Source organism: Streptomyces sp. NBC_01304 (assembly GCF_035975855.1).
Classification (GTDB): Bacteria; Actinomycetota; Actinomycetes; order Streptomycetales; family Streptomycetaceae; genus Streptomyces.
The window spans coordinates 3,129,596-3,154,843 of record NZ_CP109055.1; the positions used below are offsets into that span (position 1 = coordinate 3,129,596).

Annotated in this window: 22 protein-coding genes; 10 read left to right on the forward strand and 12 right to left on the reverse strand. The window is 69.5% G+C overall.

Going from position 1 to position 25,248, the window contains the following annotated elements; genetic code table 11:
* Positions 1-190 precede the first annotated feature (190 nt).
* From OG430_RS13465 to OG430_RS13475, 3 genes are all read left to right on the forward strand, one after another.
* On the forward strand, positions 191-1,456 hold the full coding sequence (locus tag OG430_RS13465; protein WP_442816710.1) for an Ig-like domain-containing protein: 1,266 nt from the start codon (positions 191-193) through the stop codon (positions 1,454-1,456).
* A gap of 122 nt (positions 1,457-1,578) precedes the next feature.
* Positions 1,579-2,826 carry a hypothetical protein gene (locus OG430_RS13470; RefSeq protein ID WP_327352719.1) on the forward strand — a complete coding sequence of 416 codons (1,248 nt, stop codon included), beginning with the start codon at positions 1,579-1,581 and terminating at the stop codon, positions 2,824-2,826.
* Positions 2,827-3,103: 277 nt separating this feature from the next.
* Positions 3,104-6,439, forward strand: a complete 3,336-nt coding sequence (locus OG430_RS13475) for a S8 family peptidase (RefSeq protein ID WP_327352720.1) — start codon at positions 3,104-3,106, stop codon at positions 6,437-6,439.
* Between the two features lie 382 nt (positions 6,440-6,821).
* Here OG430_RS13475 and OG430_RS13480 read toward each other — a convergent pair whose 3' ends face one another.
* From OG430_RS13480 to OG430_RS13490, 3 genes are all read right to left on the reverse strand, one after another.
* On the reverse strand, positions 6,822-7,817 hold the full coding sequence (locus tag OG430_RS13480; RefSeq protein ID WP_327352721.1) for a tyrosine-type recombinase/integrase: 996 nt from the start codon (positions 7,815-7,817) through the stop codon (positions 6,822-6,824).
* A 184-nt stretch (positions 7,818-8,001) separates the two neighbouring features.
* Positions 8,002-8,217 carry a helix-turn-helix domain-containing protein gene (locus tag OG430_RS13485; protein ID WP_327352722.1) on the reverse strand — a complete coding sequence of 72 codons (216 nt, stop codon included), beginning with the start codon at positions 8,215-8,217 and terminating at the stop codon, positions 8,002-8,004.
* 148 nt (positions 8,218-8,365) lie between these two features.
* On the reverse strand, positions 8,366-8,671 hold the full coding sequence (locus OG430_RS13490) for a winged helix-turn-helix domain-containing protein (RefSeq protein WP_327352723.1): 306 nt from the start codon (positions 8,669-8,671) through the stop codon (positions 8,366-8,368).
* A 382-nt stretch (positions 8,672-9,053) separates the two neighbouring features.
* Here OG430_RS13490 and OG430_RS13495 point away from each other — a divergent pair, with 382 nt between their 5' ends.
* Complete coding sequence (locus tag OG430_RS13495) at positions 9,054-9,869, forward strand: TnsA-like heteromeric transposase endonuclease subunit (RefSeq protein ID WP_327352724.1); 816 nt, start codon at positions 9,054-9,056, stop codon at positions 9,867-9,869.
* 475 nt (positions 9,870-10,344) lie between these two features.
* Positions 10,345-10,686, forward strand: a complete 342-nt coding sequence (locus OG430_RS13500) for an STAS domain-containing protein (protein WP_327352725.1) — start codon at positions 10,345-10,347, stop codon at positions 10,684-10,686.
* Here OG430_RS13500 and OG430_RS13505 read toward each other — a convergent pair.
* From OG430_RS13505 to OG430_RS13530, 6 genes are all read right to left on the reverse strand, one after another.
* Positions 10,683-11,018 (reverse strand): helix-turn-helix transcriptional regulator, encoded by a 336-nt coding sequence (locus tag OG430_RS13505; protein WP_327352726.1) that lies wholly within the window; start codon positions 11,016-11,018, stop codon positions 10,683-10,685. The two genes, OG430_RS13500 and OG430_RS13505, sit on opposite strands and share 4 nt — an antisense overlap.
* Before the next feature lie 325 nt (positions 11,019-11,343).
* Positions 11,344-11,769: an ATP-binding protein gene (locus OG430_RS13510; protein WP_327352727.1), complete on the reverse strand. Its 426-nt coding sequence runs from the start codon at positions 11,767-11,769 to the stop codon at positions 11,344-11,346.
* On the reverse strand, positions 11,766-12,650 hold the full coding sequence (locus tag OG430_RS13515) for an MEDS domain-containing protein (RefSeq protein ID WP_327352728.1): 885 nt from the start codon (positions 12,648-12,650) through the stop codon (positions 11,766-11,768). The genes OG430_RS13510 and OG430_RS13515 overlap by 4 nt, the downstream gene beginning before the upstream one ends.
* Before the next feature lie 117 nt (positions 12,651-12,767).
* A complete protein-coding gene (locus OG430_RS13520; RefSeq protein WP_327352729.1) occupies positions 12,768-13,340 on the reverse strand; it encodes a TetR/AcrR family transcriptional regulator in 573 nt (190 codons plus the stop codon).
* 1,183 nt (positions 13,341-14,523) lie between these two features.
* On the reverse strand, positions 14,524-15,171 hold the full coding sequence (locus OG430_RS13525; RefSeq protein WP_187819677.1) for a fasciclin domain-containing protein: 648 nt from the start codon (positions 15,169-15,171) through the stop codon (positions 14,524-14,526).
* Between the two features lie 83 nt (positions 15,172-15,254).
* Positions 15,255-16,865 carry a molybdopterin-dependent oxidoreductase gene (locus OG430_RS13530; protein WP_442816711.1) on the reverse strand — a complete coding sequence of 537 codons (1,611 nt, stop codon included), beginning with the start codon at positions 16,863-16,865 and terminating at the stop codon, positions 15,255-15,257.
* Between the two features lie 158 nt (positions 16,866-17,023).
* Between OG430_RS13530 and OG430_RS13535 the strand changes: the two genes are divergently transcribed.
* The 5 genes from OG430_RS13535 to OG430_RS13555 are packed head-to-tail and all read left to right on the forward strand — an operon-like array spanning position 17,024 to position 22,470.
* Positions 17,024-18,316, forward strand: a complete 1,293-nt coding sequence (locus OG430_RS13535) for an NAD(P)/FAD-dependent oxidoreductase (protein WP_327352730.1) — start codon at positions 17,024-17,026, stop codon at positions 18,314-18,316.
* On the forward strand, positions 18,313-19,065 hold the full coding sequence (locus tag OG430_RS13540; protein WP_327352731.1) for a DUF1365 domain-containing protein: 753 nt from the start codon (positions 18,313-18,315) through the stop codon (positions 19,063-19,065). The genes OG430_RS13535 and OG430_RS13540 overlap by 4 nt, the downstream gene beginning before the upstream one ends.
* Positions 19,002-20,396, forward strand: a complete 1,395-nt coding sequence (locus OG430_RS13545) for a class I SAM-dependent methyltransferase (RefSeq protein ID WP_442816490.1) — start codon at positions 19,002-19,004, stop codon at positions 20,394-20,396. Before OG430_RS13540 ends, OG430_RS13545 begins: the two co-directional genes overlap by 64 nt.
* Positions 20,393-21,667: a cyclopropane-fatty-acyl-phospholipid synthase family protein gene (locus OG430_RS13550; protein WP_327352733.1), complete on the forward strand. Its 1,275-nt coding sequence runs from the start codon at positions 20,393-20,395 to the stop codon at positions 21,665-21,667. The genes OG430_RS13545 and OG430_RS13550 overlap by 4 nt, the downstream gene beginning before the upstream one ends.
* Positions 21,664-22,470, forward strand: coding sequence for a DUF1295 domain-containing protein (locus tag OG430_RS13555; RefSeq protein WP_327352734.1), 807 nt, complete (start codon positions 21,664-21,666; stop codon positions 22,468-22,470). Before OG430_RS13550 ends, OG430_RS13555 begins: the two co-directional genes overlap by 4 nt.
* A gap of 55 nt (positions 22,471-22,525) precedes the next feature.
* Here the strand turns inward: OG430_RS13555 and OG430_RS13560 are convergent, their stop codons facing one another.
* Genes OG430_RS13560 through OG430_RS13570 form a run of 3 tightly spaced genes read right to left on the reverse strand, consistent with a single transcriptional unit; the run spans position 22,526 to position 25,235 of the window.
* On the reverse strand, positions 22,526-23,890 hold the full coding sequence (locus tag OG430_RS13560) for a cryptochrome/photolyase family protein (protein ID WP_327352735.1): 1,365 nt from the start codon (positions 23,888-23,890) through the stop codon (positions 22,526-22,528).
* Between the two features lie 14 nt (positions 23,891-23,904).
* Positions 23,905-24,648, reverse strand: coding sequence for an anti-sigma factor (locus OG430_RS13565; RefSeq protein ID WP_327352737.1), 744 nt, complete (start codon positions 24,646-24,648; stop codon positions 23,905-23,907).
* Positions 24,645-25,235, reverse strand: coding sequence for a sigma-70 family RNA polymerase sigma factor (locus OG430_RS13570; RefSeq protein WP_327352738.1), 591 nt, complete (start codon positions 25,233-25,235; stop codon positions 24,645-24,647). The genes OG430_RS13565 and OG430_RS13570 overlap by 4 nt, the downstream gene beginning before the upstream one ends.
* Positions 25,236-25,248: the final 13 nt, after the last annotated feature.

A 25,248-nucleotide genomic window follows, 5' to 3' on the forward strand; every position in this document is an offset into this window, starting at 1 on the left:
ACGTACGGTGAGCTCACGGTCGGCGGGATCGCGGTTGGCGGGATCACGGTGGGCGGGATGGGGCGCGCTGTCCGCGGCGACGGGCGCCCTGCTGGTGGTCGCGGCAGCCCCGACGCCCGGCACCGACACCGCCCCAAGTGCCGCGCCCGGCAAGCCCGTCACGGCCTGGACGGCCGCCGCCCGCCCGGCGATCGGCGTCAGTGCCGCCCCGCCCGACGGCACCCTGTGGCGGGGCACCCGCTGCACGGCGATCCCCGGCAACCACGGCCTCTGCCTGCCCCCGGGCGGGACCCCGTCCGGTGTGCTGCAGCCGCTGGCGTTCGGCAGCGGTGCCGCGCGGCAGGCGGTCCACCCGGGCGGGCCGCTCGTGGTGGCGGCCGGCGAGCGCGAGGCCCGGCTGCTCGACGTGTCCGTACGTGACGACCGGGGGCTCGCCCTGGCCGGCGTCCTCAGCGGCGACGCCCGCCAATGGAGCAACAGCGAGCCGCTGCGGGCCGGGACGCGCTACACCGTGACGGTCACCGCCGAGCGCATCGGCTCCGGGCACACCGTCGAACGGACGCTGCGCTTTCGCACCGCGCCGCCCACGGATCGCCGACTAACTGTCACCTTCGGCCCCAAGTCGGGGACGTACGGCGTGGGGCAGCCGGTGGAAGCGGTGCTCAGCCACCCCGTCCCGGCCCGCGACCCGCAAGCCCGGGCGGTCGTCGAGCGGGCGCTGCGGGTCACGTCGCAACCCGCCGTGGAGGGGTCCTGGCACTGGGTGGACAACGCCACGCTGCACTACCGGCCCAAGCAGTTCTGGCCGCCCAACTCCCGCGTCGAGGTGCACAGCGCGCTGGACGGGATCCGGGTCAACGCGTGGCTGTACGGCGGCCGCGCCTATCCCGCGAAGTCGCTGCGACTCACCATCGGCGACCGCATCGAGGCGATCACCGACGCCTCGGAGCACTACATGACCGTGAAGCGCAACGGCCGCGTCATCAACACCATCCCGGTGACCACCGGCAAGGCGGGCTACCGCACCCGCAACGGCATCAAGGTGGTCCTCGAGAAGACCCGGCAGCTCCGCATGCGCGGCGAGTCCATCGGCATCGCCCGGGGCAGCCGCGACTACTTCGACCTGCCGGTGCACTACGCGACCCGGGTCACCTGGAGCGGCGAGTACGTGCACGCCGCGCCCTGGTCGGTGGCCTCGCAGGGCAGCGCCAACGTCAGCCACGGCTGTACGGGCATGAGCATGGACGACGCCGCCTGGTTCTACGAGACGGTCAGGCCGGGCGACATCGTGCAGGTCATCAACAGCGAGGGCGAGCGGATGGCGCCCTTCGGCAACGGCTTCGGTGACTGGAACCTGACGTGGAAGAAGTGGCGGGGCAAGCACCCCGCGCGCGTCGACACGGCCTGGCGCACGGCCGACACGGTCTCGGCGCGACTGCGGCCCGGAGCGGCCTGAGGACGAGTCCGGTGGCCGGGCGGGGCGCCCCTCCCGGCCACCGGGCGCCGCCCGCGGAGTAGGTTGCCCGCGTGGCAAGAGATGCGGGTGGGGCGGGTCAGGGTCGCGGAGCGGCCATAGCGGTGGCGAGCGCCTTGGGCGGCCTCGCGGGGGCGGCGCTCGGCGGCCACCGGGGAGCAAGGACGGCCGCCACCGGAGCAGTTGCCGGAGCCGTCGGGCTCGGCGTCGCCGAAGCCGTGGCGCGCGGCCGGCAGCGGCCCGGCGAACTCCCCCCGTTGTGGCAGCGCATCGCGATGAGCGGCGCCCTGACCGCGCCCGTCGCCTGGGCGGCGGGCCGGCTCACCGGTGCGGGTCCGGTCGCGGTCGGCACCGTGGCCGGGGCGGCCGCGGGCGCACTCGGGATCCGCCCGGCGAAGGTGGCACTCGGACCGGTGGTCGGTGCGGCCGTCGGGGCCGCGTACGGGCTGCGCGGGCGCCCGGCGTCCCCGGCCGTGGTGGCGAGCACGGCGGTCGTCGCCTTCCGGACGCTCTCCGCCCTGGTGTTCCGCGACGCGCAGGTGAGCCTGGTGGCCGAGCAGGTGCCCGAGGACCAACTGCCGTTCGTGGTGCCGCTCGAGGCACGGTCCCGCTATGTGGGCACCGACTACATCCGGGACCTCGCGGACGTGCTCGGCGGACAGTACACACCGAACGCCCCGGACGTCGGCATCGTCGCGTCCCTCGACGAGCTGGCGGGACCGGACTTCGACCCGGCCCAAGTCGACCCGCGGGTAAGGGAGTTCTACGAGCACACCGCACGCTTCACGCTCGACATCGAGCCGCGCTGGCGGCTGTGGGTACGCCCCGGCTATCTGCTCTACCGCACCTTCGTGGCCCGCCCGCTCGGCCAGGCCAATCTGCCGATGAACCAGCGCGAGGTGCAGCGCGGCATGCGCAGCCGCATCGACACGATCTCCACCGGCCGGGCCGTCGACGAAGCCGTCACGGTACGCGGCTGGATCCGCTCGTACGCCGACACCGACGAGCCCATCTACGTGGGCGTCTACACCACTTACCGGCACGAGGACCGCGGCTACGTCAGCGTCGGCTTCCCCGTCCCGCAGGGCAGCTTCACCGCCACCCTGCTGCCCCGGGCCCGCTCCGGCGGCGGCCTCGTCCTGACCAGCCGCAGCGCCCTCGACCAGCCGGGCCACTATCTGACCCTCATCGATCCTGACACCCGGAAGCTGACCACGCTGGCGGTCCACGGCTTCACCGAGCAGCTCGACGTGTACGTCGCCGACGACGAGCTCCGGGCCGAACACGCCTTCTCGGTCTTCGGCATCCCGTTCCTGGTGCTGCACTACCGGCTGTCGCGCAAGGAGAGCTGACCGGCCCGGAGTTGTATACCAAATGGGGCGCCGCGCTCCGTTGGCGCCCTGTTGGCTCGGGGTGCCCGTTCTGTCGTGCCGCCGACCGATGACCGTCATGTAAACGGTTTCTAGACATTCCGGTTCAAGGTATCCCGCTTCGCTGCACGCCTATTGATCCAACCTCTGGCGCTCTGAATACTGCCCGGCGCAGGCCCACCCGCGGTATACAACCGCGCGCACCAGCTCCGACCACCAGAGGATTCACGTGCGAACCAAGGCAAGAAGACCCGTGCTCATGGCCGTGGCCGTCACCACGGTCGTGGCCGTGACCGCGGGGTTCGGCCCGGCGGTCACCCCCGCTTCCGACGCTCCGGCAAAGGCGGCCAAGGCGACGAAGACGGCCAAGGCCGGGAAGAGCCCGAGCCCGCACCGCGTACAGCTGATCACCGGGGACACGGCGGAGGTGACGTCCGGCCGTGTAACCGGTTTCGAACCGGCACCGGGCCGCGAGGACATCCCCGTCCACATCCAGAGCGACGGCGACCACTCCCTGGTCGTGCCGCTCGACGCCCAACGGCTGATCACCTCCGGCAAGGTGGACAAGAGGCTCTTCGACGTCACCGGCCTCGACACCGCCGCCGCGCGCAAGGCGTACCGCAACGGCCTCAAGGTCATGGTCGGTTACCGGGGCGAGGCGTCCACGGCCCGCACCGAGGTCCGCGACGCCGGTTCCACCAAGGTCCGCCGGACCCTGAAGTCGCTGAACGCGGAGGCCGTCACCACCGGGCAGGACGACCTGCCGAAGCTCTGGAAGGCCCTGACCAGCGAGGGCAGCGGCCAGACCCTGAGCACTGCCTCGGGTGTCGGCCGCATCTGGCTGGACGGCACCGTCAAGGCCCAACTCGACGTCAGCGTCCCGCAGATCGGCGCGGACAAGGCGTGGGCCGCCGGATACGACGGCAAGGGCGTGAAGGTCGCCGTCCTCGACACCGGAGTCGACGAGACCCACCCCGACCTCGCCGGGCAGCAGCTCGTCGAGAAGAACTTCTCGACCTCGGCCGACAACAAGGACCGCCAGGGCCACGGCACGCACGTCGCCTCGACCATCGCGGGCACCGGCGCCAAGGGCGGCGGCAAGTTCAAGGGCGTCGCCCCCGGCGCCGGCCTCATCGACGGCAAGGTCCTCGACGACACCGGAAGCGGCAGCGAGTCGGACATCATCGAGGCCATCGAGTGGGCGGTCGGCGAGGGCGCCGACATCGTCAGCATGAGCCTCGGCGGCCCGGACAGCCCCGGCGTGGAGCCCCTGGAAGAGACGGTCAACACGTACACCGACCAAGGTGTGCTCTTCACCGTCGCCGCAGGCAACGAGGGCCCCGGCGAGGGCACCATCGGCACCCCGGGTGCCGCGGACGGCGCGCTCACGGTCGGTGCCGTCGACGGCACCGACGCGATGGCCGACTTCTCCAGCCGAGGCCCGCGCGTCGGTGACGGAGCGATCAAGCCCGATGTCACCGCCCCCGGCGTCGACATCACCGCCGCCTCCGCCCCGGGCAACTCCATCGCCGCGGAGGTCGGCGAGAACCCCGAGGGCTACATGACCATCTCGGGCACCTCGATGGCCACCCCGCACGTCGCGGGCGCGGCCGCCATCCTCAAGCAGCAGCACCCCGGCTGGAAGGCCGCCGAGCTCAAGGGCGCGCTGACCGGATCCACCAAGGACACCGGCTTCACCGCGTTCGAGCAGGGCTCGGGCCGCATCCAGGTGGACAAGGCGATCGAGCAGAACGTGTACGCCGCACCGGTGTCACTCAGCCTCGGCAAGGCCGCCTGGCCGCATGACGACGACGAGCCGATCACCCGCAAGGTGACCTACCGCAACACCGGTTCGTCCGACACGACCCTGGACCTCGCCCTCGCGGGCAAGGGCCCGGGCGGAGCGGCCGCACCCGAGGGGATGTTCCAGGTCAGCCCAGCCCAACTCACCGTCCCCGCAGGCACAACCGCGGACGCGACCGTCACCACGGACACCTCCGTCGAGGCGCCCGACGGCCGGTACAGCGCCGCCGTGACCGCCAACGACGGTGCGCAGAGCGTGCGTACGGCACTCGCCGTGGAGCGCGAGACCACCTCGTACCCCCTCTCGCTGAAGCACCTGGGCCGCGACGGCAAGGACGCCGCGCAGTTCCAGACCTACGTCACGGGCCTGACCGGCGAGGCAGCCGGCAAGGAGTTCGCCCTCGACGAGGCGAGCGGGTCCACCACGCTGCGGCTGCCGAAGGGCGAGTACAGCGTGGAGGGCATCGTCATCGCCGACCGCGGCGACACCACCAAGGGACTCGACTGGATCGCCCAGCCACGCCTCACCGTGGACGGCGCCAAGGACCTGACGCTGGACGCCCGTACGGCCGAGCCGGTCGACATCACGGTGCCGGATGACAACGCTGTCGCACGCCAGGCCTACGCGGCGTACCAGGTGCGGGGCAAGTCCTACCCGATGACGTTCGCCTGGCAGCTGGGCTCCTACGAGGGCTTCCGCTCCGCCCACCTCGGCCCCGAAATCGCCGAGGGCGAGCTGTTGAACCAGGTGTGGGACGCCGACTTCGCCACGGGCGAGGACACCCAGTACTCGCTGGTCTACGGCGGCGCGGTGAAGCGCCTCTCGGACGGCTTCACCAAGCACGTGCAGCGGCCCGAACTGGCCCGGATCGAGGCGGGCATGGGGTCGGCCGCCCCGGGCAAGACCGCATGGCTCTCGGCCGGCGGAAAGGTGACTGCCGGCAACTCCTCGATGAGCGGCTTCACTTCGGGCCGCTTCCTGCCCGCGCTCACCACGCAGCACCTGTACGTGTCCACCGAGGACAACGCCGACTGGACGCTGTTCGCCGACCAGATCGGCGACCCGCTGCCGAACGGCTGGCTGCCCACGGAGGTCTCGTACCAGATCTTCTTCGAGAAGTTCGAGGCCGACAAGACCCGTCATATCGACTTCAACACCGGGGTGTTCGGGCCGGCCTTGAACAAGGACCAGCGCGCGGGCATCACCCGCTCCGGCGACACGCTCTACGCCTTCCTCAACATGTTCGCGGACTCCGCGGGCCACCGGGGCAGCTCGGAGGGCGTCACGGCGACCACGGCGTTCTACCGCAACGGCGAGAAGGTCTCGGAGAGTGACAACTCCCTGGCCTCCGCCTCGTTCCCCGCGGCCAAGGAGGACAGCGAGTACAAGATCACCACGTCGCAGGTGCGTGACCCCGAGATGTTCAAGGTGGGTACGCGGATCGACGCCGACTGGACGTTCCGCTCCAAGACCGGCGACAAGGGCAACGCACCCGTCTCCACGGTCCGCTTCCACCCGGCCCTCGACCTCGGGTCGAAGGCCAGGGCGAACCGGCTCATGGCGATGCCGTACGAGATCCAGGGTGCCGCGGCCGGGGACAACCTCAAGTCCCTGAAGGTCGAGGCCAGTTACGACGGCGGCAAGACCTGGCTCAAGCTGCCCAAGGTGTTCGGCAAGTACATGCTGCTCACCCCGGCCAAGGACAAGTCCGTGTCACTGCGGGCCGCGATCGTGGACAAGCAGGGCAACAAGTCCGGCCTCACGGTGTACGACGCCTTCCTGGGCCGCTGATGCGTCAGGCCTGAGCCGGGGGCGCGGCGGCGCGCCCGGCTCAGGCCCTTCACATCGTCAACGGGCCGCGGGTCACTGGCCCTTGGAAACGGGCTCCAGAACCGCGACGCACTCCACGTGATGCGTCATCGGGAAGATGTACAGGTGGTCATTCACAAGGGAACATGCAGGTCAGAGGGCATACCGCTCATGCTCTCGCAGGCCCCCGTGCGTCATACGTGCGTCACCCTGCATGGCCACGCGCAGCAGGGGGCGTACCGCGCTGCGGCTGACCGACCAGAAGCGCCTAGAGCCCACCCGCCTTACCACCACACGAAAAGCCCTGCCGGTTCGGAGCGAACCGGCAGGGCTGACAGTTTACGAGGCGCCAAGACGCCGGCCTTCAATCACTGCACCCAGCCAAGGCGGGGCTAGTTTCCGCGGGAACTACAAGCTGTGATTCGAGCCTTGTCCACGCCCCAAGAACCGCCTCGTGCGCATCAGGCGCAAGGTGGGCGTAGCGCTGAGTAGTCTGATAACTCTCATGCCCCAGCAGATGCTGCACCTCGTACAGGGACACCCCCTTCTGCACGAGCCAAGAAGCGCATGTGTGACGCATGGAGTGCGGCGGATACTCGGGGACAGCTCGCCGCTTGCCATCCGCTTCGAGATAGAAGGCTTTGCGTACGGCGGGCCACCACGTCTGGCGCCGCCAATTTCCGTCGTCGAGCAATCGGCCGGCACGCCCCTTAGTGACGGTGGTGAAGACGACACCGTCACGATCCCTTCCATGCATGTGCCGCGCCAAGGCATCGAGCACGTGATCCGGCAGGGGGACCTCCCGTCGACTTTTTGCAGTCTTGGGGTACTCCTTGATGCCCGACTTCGTGTTGACCTCGACGACGAATAGCCGCGACCTTCGCCAGTCAATCCTCTTCCCGTGGAGGCCCGACAACTCGCCCCAACGGAGACCGGTGTAGAAGCCCAACAGGGCCATTGTCTGCCACGGCTGTTGCAGCTCATCGAGAATCGCCTGGGCTTGATTGAGCGTAAACCACTCCGGCGGCTTCACTACCTCCGGCGGCAGATCTATGCGCCGGCACGGCGTAACCGGGATAAGGTCTTCGTCGACCGCAGCCTGCATCAGCGAGTGCAGCAAATTGTAAGAGCGCCGGATCGCCGATGCGCCCTTCTTGTCAAGTATCAGCTTGCGAACCCACGTCTGCACGTCAATGCGACCTATAGTCCGCATTTCCCAGTCCGCCCAATACGGCATGACGTGGTTACGTATCGAGGACGCGTCCCCGCGCAGGGTATGGGGCTCAACAACGCGCGCATCCCACCAACGGTCGTGCCATTCGCGAAATTTCATCTTCCCGGCGCGTGCATCACGGTGCACGCCCCGCCTAAATTGAGCCTCCCGCTCACCCGCCCAGTCGCGAGCCTGGTCCTTAAGCGCAAAGGTCTCCGTGTCCCGATCGCCCGCCGGCGTCCTTACGGTCGCTTGCCACTTCCCCGAGGGAAGTTTACGGAGGTAAGCCATTTCACCTTTCTCGACTCATTCAGCAAATGGACACGCGGGGTTAATTTGCCCGAGAGCCGGAGGAAGCGGGCGAGCTAGTGCGTCGCTCGACGAGCGCCTTCACGTCACTTCCGGAAATTCGCACGCGAGAGCGTTCCGTGCCGGTGCGTAGATCGATAGCCGAAAGCTCCCCCAGAGCTATGTACCGGTAGACGGAGCGCCGGCTTACATCCAAAATTTCCGCAACGCTCTGTATCGATAGCAATTTCTCACACACGGCAGGCTCCGATGGATAGGGCAGGACGACGGTCAGTCCGCACTCGATCCACCGCCAAGCAGTCGGTGCGGACGCCCTAAACGATCCGGAGAATCCCCGGTTTCGGTAACCGGGGATCGTGGCCTATATTCCGCCCCACACGCGACGGCTACGAGGTCAGCCGGTACGACCGGAGCGCAGGGTGGGCGTCGTCTTCGACCAGGACCACCAGCCCGTCAGCGGTGAGTCGGCTGAGGTTGCGAGTCACGACTCGCTCACTGACACCGACGGCTCGGGCGATGCCACGGGCCTCGGCACCCGGGTGCGCCGCGACGTGTGCAAGCACCACCAGGTCTTGGCGATGCCCGCGCTGCACCAGGTCCTCGCCGAAAAGGCCGGCGGCGCAGACGCAGAGGCACAGGGCAGTAGAGAGGGCGGCGTAGTCGGCTTTCGTCTGGGCGGTCCATGCGTTCATGGCGCCGAGCGCCAGGAGGATCGGAGCTGTGACGCGGGCCGATCGAAGTGCGGCTTTCGGCAGGTGTGCCTCCTTGCTAGTGACCAAGCGCGAGACGGGAGGCGGAAGCCAGCGCCAGAATGCTGGCCCTCGCTCGCTTAGGGCGTCTCTGACCTGGTGTTTTCCGGGAGGTTGTACGTTGACATGGTCTCCGGGAAAGGTTCCAGTCCCTCAAGGCTCTTTCTCGTCTGCCGTGGGCGAATGCGTCCTCGAGCCTGCTGTCCTTTGACAACGAAGCCAGTCGCTTTGTCATCCAATCGAAGCGGTTGACAGCGAATCCAGTCGTTTCGGCTCTTTGACAGCGAACCTAGTCGTGTGGGGTGCGCAAGGCTGGGGGTGTCGTATGGCCGTACCTGCTGGGGTGGACGGGGCCATGCCGTACGTCGAGGTGTCGTGTCGGCAGGGCGTAGGTGCGCGTCGTCGGCGTCCGCTGCTGGACTGCGTCACGGTCAGGTTCGAGGATGTTCGTCCGGTGCGGCCGTTTCGGTGGCCGAAGGGTGGGTGTCATTTCCCGGGCTGGTACTGGGCGGCGACGACCGGGCAGCATGTCGGCTTCGAGTCGTGGCTGGAGCGGGACAGGCTCGTGCTCATGGATTTCGACCCTGCCGTGGTGGGGATCGCCTCCCAGCCGTTCTGGTTGCACTGGCACGACGGGACGCGTGCGCGTCGGCATGCCCCGGACTTCTTCGTGCGCCGCGCGGACGGTTCGGCCGTGGTCGTCGATGTGCGCGCCGACGATCAGATCGCGCCGCGCGATGCCGCGGCGTTCGAGGTGACGCGCAGTGCCTGCACCGAGGCCGGGTGGGGCTTCGAGCGGGTGGGGAGGCCGGAGCCGGTGTTGCTGGCGAACGTGCGGTGGTTGTCGCGCTACCGTCACCCCCGCTGTCGGCAGGATCCGGTCGCGGCCCGGCTGATGGAGGTTCTTGCGCACCCTGGGCCGCTCTTGGCCGGGGCCGGCAAAGCTGGCGACTGGCTCGCGACACTGCCCGTGTTGTTCCACCTGCTGTGGCGGCAAGAGCTGGCCGCCGTGAGGTTGGCGGTCGAGCTGATGGGCCCACACACGGTCGTGCGCCTGGCCGGTGGGGTGCCTAATGACCGAGGAGCGGCGGCGGGCTCCGCCGACGGCCCGGATCGCAGAATTCCCCAAGAAGGCTGCTGACCAGGCCCGTTGGTGGGAGGGGCACATCCTGGAGGTGCTGCACGGTTTACCGCCGGACCAGTCGAGCAGATCAGCATGCCGTACACGGCCCTCTGCGTCAGGCGTTCCCGGGGCTTCTTCCACGCCCTTGTAGGTGGCGGCGCCGCCTCTGGTCCCCATGAGCCCCCCAAAAAAATGGTCGGGTCTCGGCTCCCCGCCGCCTTCGCCGCTTCTTGCTGAGCCGATCTCGCGACCCGCGCCGCCGCCGAAGCCGACAGCCGGGATGATCTTGCCTCTCGGGAATGTCAACTGCGACTTCGCGGCGAGCTGCCAGTCCTGTCCCAGATCCCCGGGGAGCCTCGCGCGCGGGCCTCCCACCAACAGGTGAAGGGAGGAGCAAAATGACAAGAACCGGAGAGCGGGACAGTATCTTGGGGCCAGTCTTTCGGGCTGCTGCCTTGGGCCGAGATCCTGGGGAGAGGGTGCTGTGGTGGGTGTGTCGGTCGAGCTGGCCACATGCACACCGCGCCATCTGGTGGCGCGGGTCACCGGCGACATGGACTACTCGACCGATCGGGTATTGCGTGCCCGGCTCACCGATCTGATCGGCCACAGCACCCGCATGATCGTGCTGGACCTGTCGGGGGTTTCGTTCTGCGACTCCGCCGGGTTGAGTGTGCTGCTCGCAGCACACAGACAGACAGAGGCCAAGGGGACCACGCTTGCCCTGGCGTGTGTGCCCCAGTCGATGCGGTTTGTCCTCGAGATGACCGGCACGCACCAAATCCTGCGCATCTTCGAAACCGTCGCCGACGCAGAAACCTCACTCGGCGGCTAACGCGTCGAGGCGGAACGGGCGGGAGGGCGGCCGTCATCACTGGGCGAACCGCGAAGGACACTGTCGCTGCAGCCCCCGCCGACGACCGCAAGTTCCACAAGCGCACGCACACTCAGGCCGGCTTCCGCTGGGTGCCGCAAGGGCTGGTCGAGATGGAGAATGTACTCATTTCGCCGTCCGACCCGGTGCCGCTCCAGGTAGCCGGCCTGCTCGAGGTCGCCGATGACGATCTGCACAGTCCGCTCGGTGATCTCGCAGGCGGCGGCGACGGAACGCAATCGTGCATTCGGCGCTCGGGCAAGTGCGAGCAGCACCCTGGCATGACTGGTCACGAACGCCCACTGTCGGTCTCGCCGGCGGTGCATCGCCCTCAGTGCCTCTCCACCCACTCCGCTCTCTGGATGTCACAACTACCCGGTGTTGAGCGCCGAAAACCCGGCCGCGCTCAGATGATCCGGGTCAACGGCTGTTCACGCCGTCGCTACCCTGGCGCTAGAACGTCCACATCGGCGAACCGCGCGAGGCGAGCAGTCGGGGCCGTCTCGCACGCAGTTCATGGGTCAGGCCCGGGGGCTGGGATCTGCTGATACCACGAAGGGATAGTGCGGGACGATTCCCGCGCCTGGCTGGAGGTGTAGCGAGGCCGCCCGGCGGGTGTCACCGGTTCCATCGCATCGCGAAGACGACTGTGGTGCCGACAGCTTTGGGGATAACGGTGAGGTCGTCGGTGATCAGGCGTGCCAGCCATAGCCCTTGGCCCGCACCGTTGATGCCGACAGCGAGGTCGGGTATGGCCTCGACCGTGAAACCGGGGCCTCGATCGCTGATCCGGCAGCGCAGTTCGTGACAGTGTGCGCGGGTCAAGGTCAGCAGGCCGTGTCCGCCGCCGTGCTGGACCACGTTGCCGGCCACGGCGTCCATGGCCACCACGAAGTCACCTCGCCGCTGCTCGGGCAAACCAACCAAGGACGCGTGTCCCTCGACCAACACCCGCAAGCGAGGAACATCCCTGGCCGCGAAAGGAACGCTGAGGAGAACTTCCTCAACACCTTGCTGTTGACCGCTGTATGCGTCGAAGATCATGACCCTTTCACCTGGGCGACGTCGATAACTGCGGGATCTGCACCGAGACGCCGAAGCACGAGGGCGACGCTGTCCGTACAGCGGACCCGCACCGGTCGGTGCGCCGAGGTGCAGTCCATCATCCGTATCAGTTCCCTCGCGCACTCCACGCCCAGGAACACCACCCCGCACAGGTCGATGGTCAGTCCCGTGCGCGTGGCAGGTGAGCGAGCAGCTTCGGCCAACACATGGGTGAACTGTTCGCGCGTGGCCAGGTCCACTTCCCCGGCCAGCCGCAGGGTGTCGTCAGTCTGCCGGGCCCGCAACTGTCCCAGTGCCGGCAGGAGGTTTTGGGGGTGCGCCTGGCACATGGCTTCCAGGACCTGTTGAGGGAAGCGGTCCCGCTCGTAGGCGCAGATCTCACTGTAGAGCCCCGTGGTGAACAGGTGCCCTGCCTGGCGTTCGCGGGCCATCATCACATTCAGATCGGCCTCGAGGTCGGCCACCCATCCCATGTCGATGTAGGTGCGCAGCCCGGTGAAGCCGCGCGCCCGCGCCGATTCGATCTCCTCGACGATCCGCCGCCACTGCTGAGCGGCGGTGAACGTACGGTCGGGCAGGATGAGTTGGCGCATGCTGTTCAGTTCCAGACGACCGCTGTCGTACCCCTGAGCCAGCAGCACTCCCGGCACGTCCTTGAGGCGTCGCAGCACGTCGCCGGGGTTCAAACGAGGGTCAGGGAAAACGATGACCTTCTCCCCGCGAGCCAGACCCGTCCACACGAAGGCCGACAGCACATCCCACCCCTGAAGGTGGTCGTCGTAGCAGAGGAAGGCATGATCGCCGGCCCTCATCTGCTGCACAGGCAGTGTCCCAGGGTGTTCCGGATCCGAAGCGAGCATCGCCTTCCGCTCCCTGCCAAGGCTGGCTGCTGTAACGGGAAAGATACTCGCCGTAAGGGCAGCGTGAGGGCGGTACAGGAAGGTGGTCGGCAATCGACGCTGGGCCAGGTCCACTTGTCACGCGTGCGGGCGATGCTGCTCGATCAGCGTGCGGGCCATCGCCTGGGCCCGTCGGGCGGCCTCAGTGTCTCCCTCCGCCGCGGAAATGATCGAGCCCTTCATCAGGATGTGCCACGACCGAGCAAAAGAATCCGTATCGCGCAAGCCCGCATCTTCGGCCATCGAGCGCACGATGGCCCGGATGTTCTCCAGGTACTGAATGCTCGCCCGGCCCAGCGGGTGCCCCCAGCCCATCTCCAGCAGGACGTTGATGAACGCACAGGCATCGAAGTCGTCGCGTCGAAACCATTCGTCGAACACATCGAAGACGGCAAGCAGCCGCTCCTCCGGGGTACGGCCACGCTCGCGGGCGCCGGCCTCGACCGTCTCCAGCGTCCACCGCTGCTCCCGGCGCGCCAGGAAGGCCAGGACCAGGGCGTCCTTCGACGGAAAGTGCCGGTAGAGAGTGGCCTTGGCCACCCCGGAACGGGTAATGACCTCCTCCACCCCGACATCGCGGATGCCGCGCTGCGAGAACAACTCGTACGCGGTGCTCAAGATCCGCTCACGGGGCGGCAGTTCATGCTCCATCTCCTGTCCAGAATAGACCTGTCCCGCCACGCCAACCGTTGCCAAGATGAGGACGTGCACACAAGACAGAGCGGTCTTACTCCCCCGGCAAGACTGCCCCACCGCGCCTGCGCACAACGGCGGCGCATCGGGCGGGCAGGCACACAGGACCGCCCCGCGCTTGTGCAGCACCACGAAGAACCGCCTGCCAACCCCATAACCCTGGCGGAAAGCGGCACCTGGCGCGAGTGGCCGCCGCGGGAGGTCCGGCCACTCATGCCACCGCCGGGGATCATCCGGCGAGTGGGGAGTGCCAGCCCGGACTCCCCTCACCGGGCACTCCCCACTCGCCAGACCATCGCCAGCAGGCAGGCGCATGCCCTCGCGCCGGGGAAGGACGCCCCTACGAAGAAGTGCCGCTGCCAAGTGCGTCCGCATCCACAAGGACGGACAGGACGCACCCACCGTGCTCGCGATCTCCAAGCTCGCACGGAAGAGACAGGCAAGTCGGCCGCTGAAGCCGGGACCGGACACTGCATGTCGGCCCCCCGCAGGCGTCGGACCGATGCGCGCGCGTGCTCTGTTCCGGCCGCGTGGCCGTGCAGCTCAGAGCTCGCCACATCAGCTACCCGGACACGGGTATCGGCATCTGGCGAAGGGGTAGTCGGGTGATGACACCCATCACCCGGCCCAGCCCCCGCCAGGTGGTGTGCGGTCGCCGCTGGGATCTCACCCAGCGGCGACCGCAAGCGTCGGGAGCTGTCGGCGGTTCCTGACGCAGAAGGTCCTTCCAGTGCGGGGTACGCGGGATTTCACCCCGCGCTGGAAGGCCAGGCCGAGCACTATGGTGTGGGCCCAGAGGCCGACGTACGTACTCCTAGCGTAGAACGCGGCGAAGGGGTCGCACAGGGCTGAATTACGGCCAGCTCAGGGCAACTACAGTCAGTCACCGCGCGCTAGACCTCTCCCTGGGTAGGTCACGGTGGCTGCCTATAGAACCGCCCCGACAACCGGACGGACCTGTGACCTGGGACAGCAGTACCTTCTGTCGGCCGACCGAGGTCCACCTCCTGCCGGTCGAAGAACCATAGGAGCGGATGACTCTTCGAGACCGCAAGCAATGTATGGCTCGAATACGTAGAAAGTATTCGAGCGGCTGACCACGGAGTCAGCCTCCACGACCAGCCGCCCGTAATCCCTGGTGTCACATCTTGGGCATCAGAACCGTGTCGACGATGTAGACGGTGGCGTTGGCGGTCGGGACGTTGCCACAGACGACCTTCGATGTGTCATTCACCGTGAACGACTCACCGGATCCGGCGGTGGTGAGCTTGCTCTTCTCGAGCGTGTCAAAGGAGCCGTTCTCCAGCTGCTGCGGGGTCAGCTTCTGGCCCACGACGTGGTAGGTCAGGATCTTGGTGAGGGTGGCCTTGTCGTTGAGGACCTTGTCGAGGTCGGCCTTGGGAATCTTCGCGAAGGCGTCGTTGGTAGGCGCGAACACCGTGATGTTCTCTGCGCTGTTGAGCGTGTCGACCAGGCCCGCCTTCTTCACGGCGGTGACGAGCGTGGACAGCGCAGGGTTGTTGGAGGCAGCCGTGGCGACGGGGTCCTTCGCCATACCGTCGAAGCTGCCGGCGCCGTCCTGCGGGACGGAGGCGCAAGCGGGTCCGAACGGTCCGGCCATCGCGTCCGCGGTGGGGGTCTCCTCGGTCTCGGTGGCGGCCGGCGTCTTGTCCGCCGCCTGGTCGGTGCTGCCCTTGTCGTCGGAGGAGCAGGCGGCCAGCGAGAGCGGCAGGACGAGCGCGGCGGTGGTGGCCACGGTGAGGCGGCGCAGGCGGAGGGTGGCGTTCATGGTGTTCTCCTTGAGCACAGGCCCAGAGGCTGCTGGGCCTTGGTGTGTTGGGGGTTGTCGGGCGTGGTGGGGGAGCTGTGGGGTCAGGTCACGTTGACCACCACCGAGTGCCAGCCGGAGGCGCCGTCCGGGATGGTCCGGGTGCGCTTGTCGGTCTGGGTGTAGCCGGTGCGGTCGGTGGCGCGGACCTGGAGGGTGTGGGAGCCGGGGGTGGCGGGCCAGTCCCAGCTCCATTGCCGCCAGGTGTCCAGGGGGCCTTCGGTCGCCAGGCGGGTGTCCTGCCAAGGGCCGTCGTCGACGCGGATCTCGACGCGGTCGATGCCCTTGTGCTGGGCCCACGCCACTCCGGCCACGACGACCGTGCCGGCGTTCGGGCGGGCGAAGGGCTTGGGGGTGTCGATACGGGACTGGGTCTTGATGGGGGCCTCGCGGGCCCAGTCGCGCTTGACCCAGTACGCGTCGTAGTCGTCGAACGTGGTCAGCTCGATGTCCTGGATCCACTTGCAGGCCGAGACGTAGCCGTACAGGCCGGGTACGAGCATCCGGACAGGGAAGCCGTGGTCGAAGGGCAATGGTTCGCCGTTCATGCCGACGGCGAGCATCGCGTCGCGGCCGTCCATGACGGTCTCCACCGGGGTGCCGATGGTCATCCCGTCGACGGAGCGGGCCACCAACTGGTCGGCGGGCCCGCCCCGTGACGGCGGTCGTACCCCTGCCTCCTCGAGCAGCGCTCTCAGGGGTACGCCGAGCCAGCGCGCCGAACTCACATAAGGCCCGCCAACCTCATTCGAGACACACGTCATCGTGATGTCCCGCTCGATCAGGTCCCGGCGCAGAAGGTCCGCGAAGTCCAGGGTGACGGGAGCGTCGACCCCTTTGCCGTGCAGGCGAAGACGCCAGCGATCAGCGTCGAGACGGGGCACGGTCAGCGCGGTGTCCACACGGTAGAAGTCCCGGTTCGGCGTGGTGAACGGCACTGTTCCCGGCACCTTCACCTGGACACCCCGCGGCAGTTCGGGGGCGGGTGAGGCGGGTGCGGGAAGGCGGACTGCGGCGCGGGATGCCTCGGCGTCGGCCGCGGTCGTGGCGTTGAGTCGCCGGGCGGCGAAGCCCGCTCCGGTCGAGAAGGCCGCGACACCGGCCGTGGCCAGGACGAAGCGCCGTCGGCCGAGGCCCTGGCCGGACGTGTCCGTGGACTCTTCGTCAGCCCCGCCACCGTCTTGCGGGGCTGACGAAGAGCGAACCAGGCCGGAGAGGAAGTACAGGACCGCGGCCCCGGCGAGCGCTCCGATCAGCGACGGCACCGCGTCCAAGACGCTGGTCGAGTCGGGCCGGCCGGTAGCGGCAAGCGCCCCGACCACGCCGAACACCAGCACGCCGACCGTGGCAACACGTCGGTGGCGCAGCGCCAACAGGCCCATGGCGAGGGCGAACAGGGCCAGTGCCGCGAGGATGCCGAGCTGCAGCACGAGTTTGTCGTTGGTGCCGAACTGGCGGATCGCCCAGTCCTTCACCGCCGACGGGGTGCGGTCGATCATCGCCCCGCCGACCGCGGTGACGGGGCCGGCCTCGGGCCGTACGGCCACGGCGACCAGTTCCGCGACGGCCAGGGCCGTGTAGCCGGCCACCAGACCGCTCAGTGCGGCTGACGCGCCTTTGATCGCTGTGGTTCCTCGTGTGCTCACACCCCTGATTCGGAGCTGCTCGGCATCCGGCTTGGTCGTTCACCCGATCGGATCAATAGCGCCTCGGTTCACGCAGGTCACAGCCGCCTCACCAAGCCGCAGCGCGAGCTGCTCCGAATGACGGGTGTGAGGGCGAAAGGGCTCTCGCGCGCGAGCGAAGGGGCGGCATGCAAAGACAACGGGACTCATCGGCGGCAGGCGGGCGCCGGCGCACCGCAGTGGTGGGTGGCGGCATCGCGGGCCTGACGGCCGCGTACATCCTGGGCGCCGCGCATGACGTCACGCTGTACGAGGCGGACGGCCGGCTCGGTGGGCACGCGCACACGCACGATGTGGTGGCCTCCGACGGCCGGGTGCGCCAGGTGGACTCCGGGTTCATCGTGCACAACCGGCGCACCTATCCCTATCTCCTGCGCCTCTTCGCAGAGTTGGGCGTGGCCACGCAGGAGACCGAGATGAGCATGTCGGTGCGGTGCGAGGGCTGCGGTCTGGAGTACGCGGGCGCCCGCGGCGTCCGCGGCCTGCTCGCCCGGCCGCGCAACGCCCTGCGCCCCGCCTATCTCCGGATGCTCACGGAGGTGCCGCGCTTCCACACCGCGGCACGCGAGTTGCTCGCCGACCGGGCCCGCAGCGAGATGCCGTTGGGCGAGTTCCTGGCCGGCCAGCGCTTTTCCGCGTACTTCGTACAGCACTTCATGACCCCGGTGGTCTCCGCCGTCTGGTCGTGCCCGCCGCACACGGCTCTGCGTTACCCGGCCCGGTATCTGTTCCGGTTCCTCGATCACCACGGCATGCTCTCGGTCACCGGCTCGCCCACCTGGCGCACCGTCACCGGGGGTTCGCAGGCGTACGTGGCGCGCCTCGGCAAACAGCTCACCGCCGTCCGCACATCGACGCCGGTCCGGGCGGTGCGCCGCGGCCCTGCGCGGGCCGAGGTGACGACCGAGGACGGCGCGGTCACCCCGTACGACTCGGTGGTCATCGCCACCCACCCGGACCAGGCACTTCGGATCCTGGCCGACCCGAGCGACGCGGAGACCCGGATCCTGGGCGCCTTCCGCTACTCCCGCAATCCGACCCTCCTGCACACGGACACCTCGGTGCTGCCGCGCAGTTCGGGAGCCAAGGCCGCTTGGAATTACCTGATGCCGGACTGCCGGGCCAGCGCGGACCGGGTGCGGGTCAGTTACGACATGAACCGGTTGCAGCGCCTCGACGCCCCTCAGACGTACGTCGTGACCCTGGGTGACGAGGGGCGGGTCCCGGGCGACCGGGTGCTCGCGCGGATGGTCTACGAACACCCTCAGTACACCCCGGAGTCGGTGGCGGCGCAGCGCCGACTGCCCTCGCTGAGCGGGCCGGTCACCGCTTTCGCCGGGGCGTACCACGGCTGGGGATTCCACGAGGACGGCTGCCGCTCGGGTGTCGAGGCGGCCGCGGCCCTGGGGGTGACGTGGTGAGGTTCTCCGCAGCCGCCCTGTATCCGAGCGTGATCACCCATGTCCGCACCGAGCCCCGGCGTTACGCCCTCAAGCACCGCACGTACCTGTGGCTGGTCGACCTCGATCGGCTGCCTCTGCTGCCTCGCCCGCTCCGGCCGCTGGCGCGGTTCGACGGGCGCGACCACTTCGCCGGTCGGGCGGGCAGCATCCGGGCCGGCCTCGAAACCTTTCTGGCTGCCCGGGGAGTCGACCTCGCGGGCGGGCAGGTCCTGATGCTGGGCCATGCCCGGGTCCTGGGGCACGTCTTCAACCCGCTGACGCTGTTCTGGTGTTACGGCCCGGACGGGGAGCTGCGCTGTGTTGTGGCCGAGGTGCACAACACCTACGGCGAACGGCACTCCTATCTGCTGCACCCGGACGGCGACACCGGCGTCGGCCCGAGCGCGGAGTACCGCGTGGCCAAGGAGTTCTACGTCTCCCCGTTCTTCCCCGTCGACGGGGACTACCGGATGCGGCTGCCCGCGCCGGACCAGCACCTCAGGGTCACCGTGCATCTGGAGCGGGCCGGCGCCCGCCCGTTCACCGCGACCGTACGGGGTGAGCGCGTACCGGTGACGTACCGAACCCTGCTGTGTGCGCTCGCGCGCCATCCCTGGCCGACCCTCGCCGTGAGCGCCGCCATCCGCCGGCACGGCATCCGGCTGTGGCTGCGCGGACTGCCCGTCCAGCCCCGCTCCCCGCACACTCCGCAGAGAGGAATGCAGTGACCACGTACGCCTTCGAACCTCCCGCCCTCGACCGTGAGCGCTGGCCCGATGTGGCGGTCGTGCCGCAGTGCTCGGCGGCGCGACGGGCTGTCGCGGCGGCACTCGTCGGGCGCGCACTGGACCGGCTGCCGCTGCGGGTGGTGCTGGCCGGGACCGGACGGTCGGGCGCCTGCGAACAGCTCGACAGAGCCGGACGGTCGGGCAGGCAGAGACAGTTGGGCAGGGGTGGCCCTTTGCTCATCGTGCGTGACACGGACGCGTTCATGCGCCGGATCGCGGTCGGCGGGCTGATCGGCTTCGGTGAGTCCTACATGGCCCGCGAGTGGGAGTCCGAGGACCTCGTGGGCGTGCTGAGCGTCCTGGCGAAACACGCGGCCACACTCGTACCGGCGCCTCTGCAGCGGCTACGCGGGCTGTGGGCAACTCGTCAGCCGGAAGCACAGCGCAACACGCTGACCGGCGCGCGGGCGAACATCCACCGGCACTACGACCTGTCGAACGACCTGTTCGGGCTGTTCCTGGACGAGACCCTCAGCTATTCCTCAGCGCTGTTCGACGACCACCCGGCCACGTGGGACGACCTGCCGACCGCCCAGCACCGCAAGATCGACCGGCTGCTCGACCTGTGCGGAGCCGGACCAGGCGTGAAGCTCCTCGAAATCGGCACCGGCTGGGGAGAACTGGCGATCCGAGCCGCCGCCCGCGGCGCCGTCGTACATTCGGTGACCCTCTCCGCCGAGCAGCAGGCACTCGCGCGCGAACGAGTACGGGCCGCCGGAAACGACGACCGCGTCCGCATCGAACTCTGCGACTACCGGCAGGTCACCGGCCGCTACGACGCGATCGTCAGCGTCGAGATGATCGAGGCGGTCGGCGCGGAGTACTGGCCCGTCTACTTCCGGACCTTGGAAGCCAGGCTCGCTCCGGGCGGACGGGTCGCCCTGCAGGCCATCACCATGCCGCACGAGCGCATGCTCGCCTCGGCAGGCACCCACACGTGGATCCAGAAGTACATCTTCCCCGGCGGCCTGATCCCGTCCGTGCAAGCCATCGAGGAGACCGCGGCGGCGCACACCTCGCTGCGCGTCACGTCGTGCGAGGGGTACGGACCGCACTACGCCGAGACCCTACGGCTGTGGCGCCAGCGCTTCACCCAACAGGCCGCACACGTGGACACCTTGGGCTTCGACTCCACTTTCCGGCGGATGTGGACCTTCTACCTCGCCTACTCCGAGGCCGGGTTCCGCTCCCGCTATCTCGACCTGCACCAGTTCCTGCTGACCGCCCCGCCCAAGGCGGCGCTGCCCGCTCAGATCGGAGTTCCCCGATGACCACCGCCGCGGACCGGATCACCGTCCTGCTGGAGAACGTTCTCGGGGGCCCGTCACCGGTGCGGCTACGGGCCTGGGACGGATCGCTCAGCGGCCCGGGCGACGCACCCGTCGTGACACTGCGCTCGCGCCGCGCGCTGCGCCGGCTGCTGTGGCAGCCGGGCGAACTCGGCCTGGCGGAGGCGTACATCAGCGGCGACCTCGACATCGAGGGCGACCTAGCGGACGGGCTGCGGGCCCTGTGGGGCAGCCCCGTCGCAGCACCCCGCCCGCGGCTGCGTCAGGTGCCCGGGGCCGCGCTCGCGCTCGCCCGTCTCGGGGCGCTCGGCCCGCGCCCGCCGGCACCGGGCGCGAGCCGGGCACGGCTGCGCGGGGACCGGCACAGCACCGCCCGCGACAAGGCCGCGATCAGCCATCACTACGACCTCTCCAACGACTTCTACGCCCTGCTTCTCGACGCGTCGATGGCGTACTCCTGCGCGTACTGGACGAGCGCAGACCCCTCCTACTCCCTCGCCGACGCCCAGCGCGACAAGCTCGAACTGATCTGCCGCAAGCTGGCGCTGCGGCCCGGGGCACGGCTGCTCGACGTCGGCTGCGGCTGGGGCGCGCTGACGCTGTACGCGGCCGAGCAACACCAGGTCCAAGTCACCGCGGTGACCCTCTCCGCACGCCAGCGCGACCACGTGCGCGACCAGGTCCGCGCACGTGGCCTGGAGGCGCTGGTGCAGGTGGAGCTGCGGCACTGGCGCGAAGTCGAGGGCGGACATTACGACGCGGTGAGCACCATCGAGATGGGTGAGCACGTCGGGGACGAGGAGTACCACGACTTCGCGCGACTGCTGCGGCGGATGCTCCGGCCACGCGGGCGCCTCCTGGTCCAGCAGATGTCCCGGGGCGCCAAGGCTCCCGGCGGCGGTGCGTTCATCGAGTCGTACATCGCCCCCGACATGCATATGCGCCCGGTCGGCGAAACGCTCGGCCTCCTCGAAGGTGCCGGCCTGGAGGTGCGCTCGGTGGAGTCGCTGCGGGAGCACTATGTCCGCACCGTCGCCGCCTGGCACCGCACCCTGGAGGAGCGCTGGGCGGAATTCGTGGCCCTGGCCGGTGAGCCGACCGCGAGGGTGTGGCGGCTGTATCTCGTGGGCGGCGCGCTCGCGTTCGAGGCCCGGCGCATGGGAGTCGACCAGATCCTGGCGGTGCGCCCCGACGTCCGAGGCGGTTCTGGAATGCCGGCAACGCCCGCGAGCTGGTACAGGAGCCGGGCATGAACGGATTCTCCTGGGGCGCCTTCGCCGGCCAACTCGCCGCCACGGCGGCCGTTGCCCTGGCGGTGCTGCTCGGCACGTTCGTGATCGGGCTGCGGACCGGCCGACACCGGGTCGTCGACATCGCCTGGGGCGTGGCCTTCTCGGCGGTCGCGCTGAGCTCGTACGTGCTGTCCGCGGGACACGGCGACGACGGGCGGCGGCTGCTGGTCACCGTACTGACCTGCGTATGGGGGCTACGGCTCGCGGCGCACATCGCATGGCGCGGACGCGGGCACGGCGAGGACCCGCGCTATGAGCGTCTGCTGGCCAAGGCGCCGCACAGCCGGGCCGCGTACGCGTTGCGCATGGTCTATCTGCTGCAGGCCGCACTGGTCTGGCTGGTGTCGCTGCCGGTGCAGGCGGCCGGGTATGTCACCGGGCCGATGGGGCCCGTCGCGCTCGCGGGTGTGCTGCTGTGGCTGACCGGTCTGCTCTTCGAGGCCGTCGGCGATCACCAACTCGCCCGGTTCAAGGCCGATCCGGGCAACCGGGGCCGCATCATGGACCGCGGCCTGTGGTCCTGGACGCGGCACCCCAACTACTTCGGCGACTTCTGCGTCTGGTGGGGACTCTTCCTCATCGTGTGCGACGCCCCGGCCGCCGCGGCGGCGACTGTGGTCGGGCCGGTGGTGATGAGCCTGCTGCTGGCACGCGGCAGCGGCAAGGCGCTCCTTGAGCGGCAGATGGCCGACCGGCCCGGCTATGCGGCCTACGGGCGACGCACCAGCGGGTTTCTCCCCCGGCCTCCGCGCCGGCACCTCTGAGGCGCTATCCGGTACGGGAGCAACTGAAGGCGACCGGGCCGGCAGCCCTGCGTGGTCACCCGTGCGAGCGCGCTCGCTGGAAGCGCCGCAGCCCGTCAGCCAGTTGAACGAGCGGGTCCGGGTAGTCGAACCGGGCCCGCTCAAGGGCGGGGAGCTTCCACGGCTCGTGGATCGCGGGCCCTTCGAGAGCGGACAGCTCCGGAACCCATCGCCGGACGTAGGTCCCCTGAGGATCGTGGCGCTTGGCTTGGACGACGGGGTTGAGGACCCGGTTGGGCCGGGTGTCGGTGCCCGTGCCCGCCACCCACTGCCAGTTGAGCTGGTTGTTGGACACATCCCCGTCGACCAGCAGATCGAGGAAGTGCCGCGCGCCGGTCCGCCAGTCCACGTAGAGGGTCTTGGTCAGAAAGCTCGCGGCCAGCAGCCGCGCCCGGCCCGGCAGCCATCCCTCATAACGGAGCTGACGCATCGCGGCGTCGATCACCGGATAGCCGGTGCGGCCGTCCCGCCATGCCTGCACCTCCCGTTCGGCGCGTCGCCAGCGGTCCTGCCGCGGCCGGTAGTCGACGCTCGCCGACCGGGGGCGGGCGGCGAGCACCTGGTGCTGGAAGTCCCGCCAGGCCAGCTGCCGTACGAACGCGTCCGCGCCCGCACCGTCCACCGCGCGGGCGCGCCGCGCGAGTTCGGTGGCGGACAGCGACCCGAAGTGCAGATGCGCAGAAAGCCGCGAGGTGGCGTCCGACGCGAGCTCGGCCTGCTGATCGGCATAGTGAATCAGTCCGTCGGGCAGCCAGGCCGCCAGGCGGCTGCGCGCCTCCCGCTCGCCGCCGTTGCCAAGACCCGGAGAGACCCCCGCCACCGCCGTACGTTCGGGGAGCGGAGCCGATCCGACGCCCGCAGGGACATCGATCCGCCGGGGAACCGGCGCCAGGTCACGGATCGCGGAGCCTTGCCACCGCCGGAAGTACGGCGTGAACACCGCGAAGTGGTCGCCGTCCTGCGGGACATGGGCTCCCGGGGCCACCACCGTGACCACGGCTTCGTGGACCCGCAGGTCGCACCCCTGGGCCGTGAGGGCCGCGGCCAGCCGCTCCTCGCGGCGGCGTGCGTACGCACTCGACCCCGCCGCCACGTGCACCTGCCGCGCGCCCGTCTCGGCGGCGAGCGCGCACACCTCGCGGACCACGGGCCCGCAGCGCACCACAAGGCGGCCGCCGCGCTGTCGCAGTCCCGCATCGAGATCGGCCAGGCAGTCGGCGAGGAAGGCCCTGCGGTTGGGGACGTCGAAACCTGCCGCGCGCACGCCGTCGTCCACGACGAACAGCGGAACGACCTGCTCGCTGTCGCGTGCGGCGGCGGCGAGCACCGGGTTGTCGTGCAGTCGCAGGTCGGCGGTGAACAGGCAGAGGGAAACGCTCATGCCGGGTCGTGCTCCTAGGCGGGGAAGGACATCAGGCCGAGGGGGGCTGTCGTGGGCTGGTCGGATCCGCCTGCCGGCTCGACGGTGACGCCCATCCCGGAGGCGTTGCCGACAGGGCCGTCGAGCAGGGTCGCGCTGCTGGTGTCCGGGGTGTTCAGCAGTCCGGCGGAGCGCATCTGCCCGCCGTCGTCGAACCACAGCTGGTAGACCTTGCCGTCCGGCAGCCCGGGCAGCTTCGAGGTGAGCAGGGCGGCACGGTCCATGGACCGGGACACCACGACCGTTCCGGTCGCCTCGTCGGTGAGCTTGCCGGTACTGGTCCGCGCGTCGGGCGCCGCGAGCACGGCGGCCAGTTCGGCGGCCTCCTGCTGAGTCCGGCGTGCCTGGTCCCGCGCGTCCTGGGCCGACTGGTACTGCCATACGGCCACCCCGCCGAATGCCACGGCCGCGGCGAGGCACGCGGCGAGCGCCATCCGCGGAAGGGACCGGGTCCACCGGCCCGCCCGGCCGCGCGCCGAAGTCTGCGGCGGCTCCTGGCGAACCGTGGCGATCTGCCGGAGCACCTGCTCTCTCATGTGCGCGGGTGGCGCGGTGGCCACGGCAAGGCCGAGGCGCTCCGCGGTGGCGGCCAGCTCCCGTACTTCCTGGGTGCAGGATTCGCAGGCGGCCAAGTGCCGTTCGAAATCGGTCCGTTCGGCGGGCAGCAGTGCGTGCAGGACATAGGCGCCGGTGGCGGTGTGCAGATCGGCGGTGGTCATACGGTCACCCCCAGACAGTCGCGCAGCCGGATCAGTCCGTCACGCAGGCGGGTTTTGACGGTGCCCAGCGGCAATGTCAGGAGCTGGGCGACCTCGCGATAGGTCAGGCCCCGGTAGTAGGCGAGGGTCACGGCCTCGCGCTGCAAAGTGGTGAGGGCGCTCATACATCGGCGTACCCGTTGCTGTTCCAGGCGGGTCTCGACCTGCTCGCTCACCTCGTCGTACGCGGGGACCTGGTCCAGGAGCGCCGCCTTGTGCTCACGCTCGGCGGCGGCCTGTACGGAGCGCACCCGGTCGACGGCGCGACGGTGGGCCAGCGTCATCACCCAGGTCATCGCGCTTCCCTTCTCGGGCCGGAACCGGGCGGCGGTGCGCCACACTTCCACCAGGACCTCCTGCGCCACCTCCTCGGACTGCGCCGGATCCCGCAGGACGCTGCGCACCAGGCCGAGGACGGGCCCGCTGACCGCGTCGTACAGGGCGGCGAACGCATCCTGATCACCTCGGGCCACCTCTGTCAGGCGGGCATTGAGATCAGGCCCCGTCCCAGGCGGCGGGGTGGCATGGACGTTCTCGGCCGGCCTCATGCGGCTGCCTCGT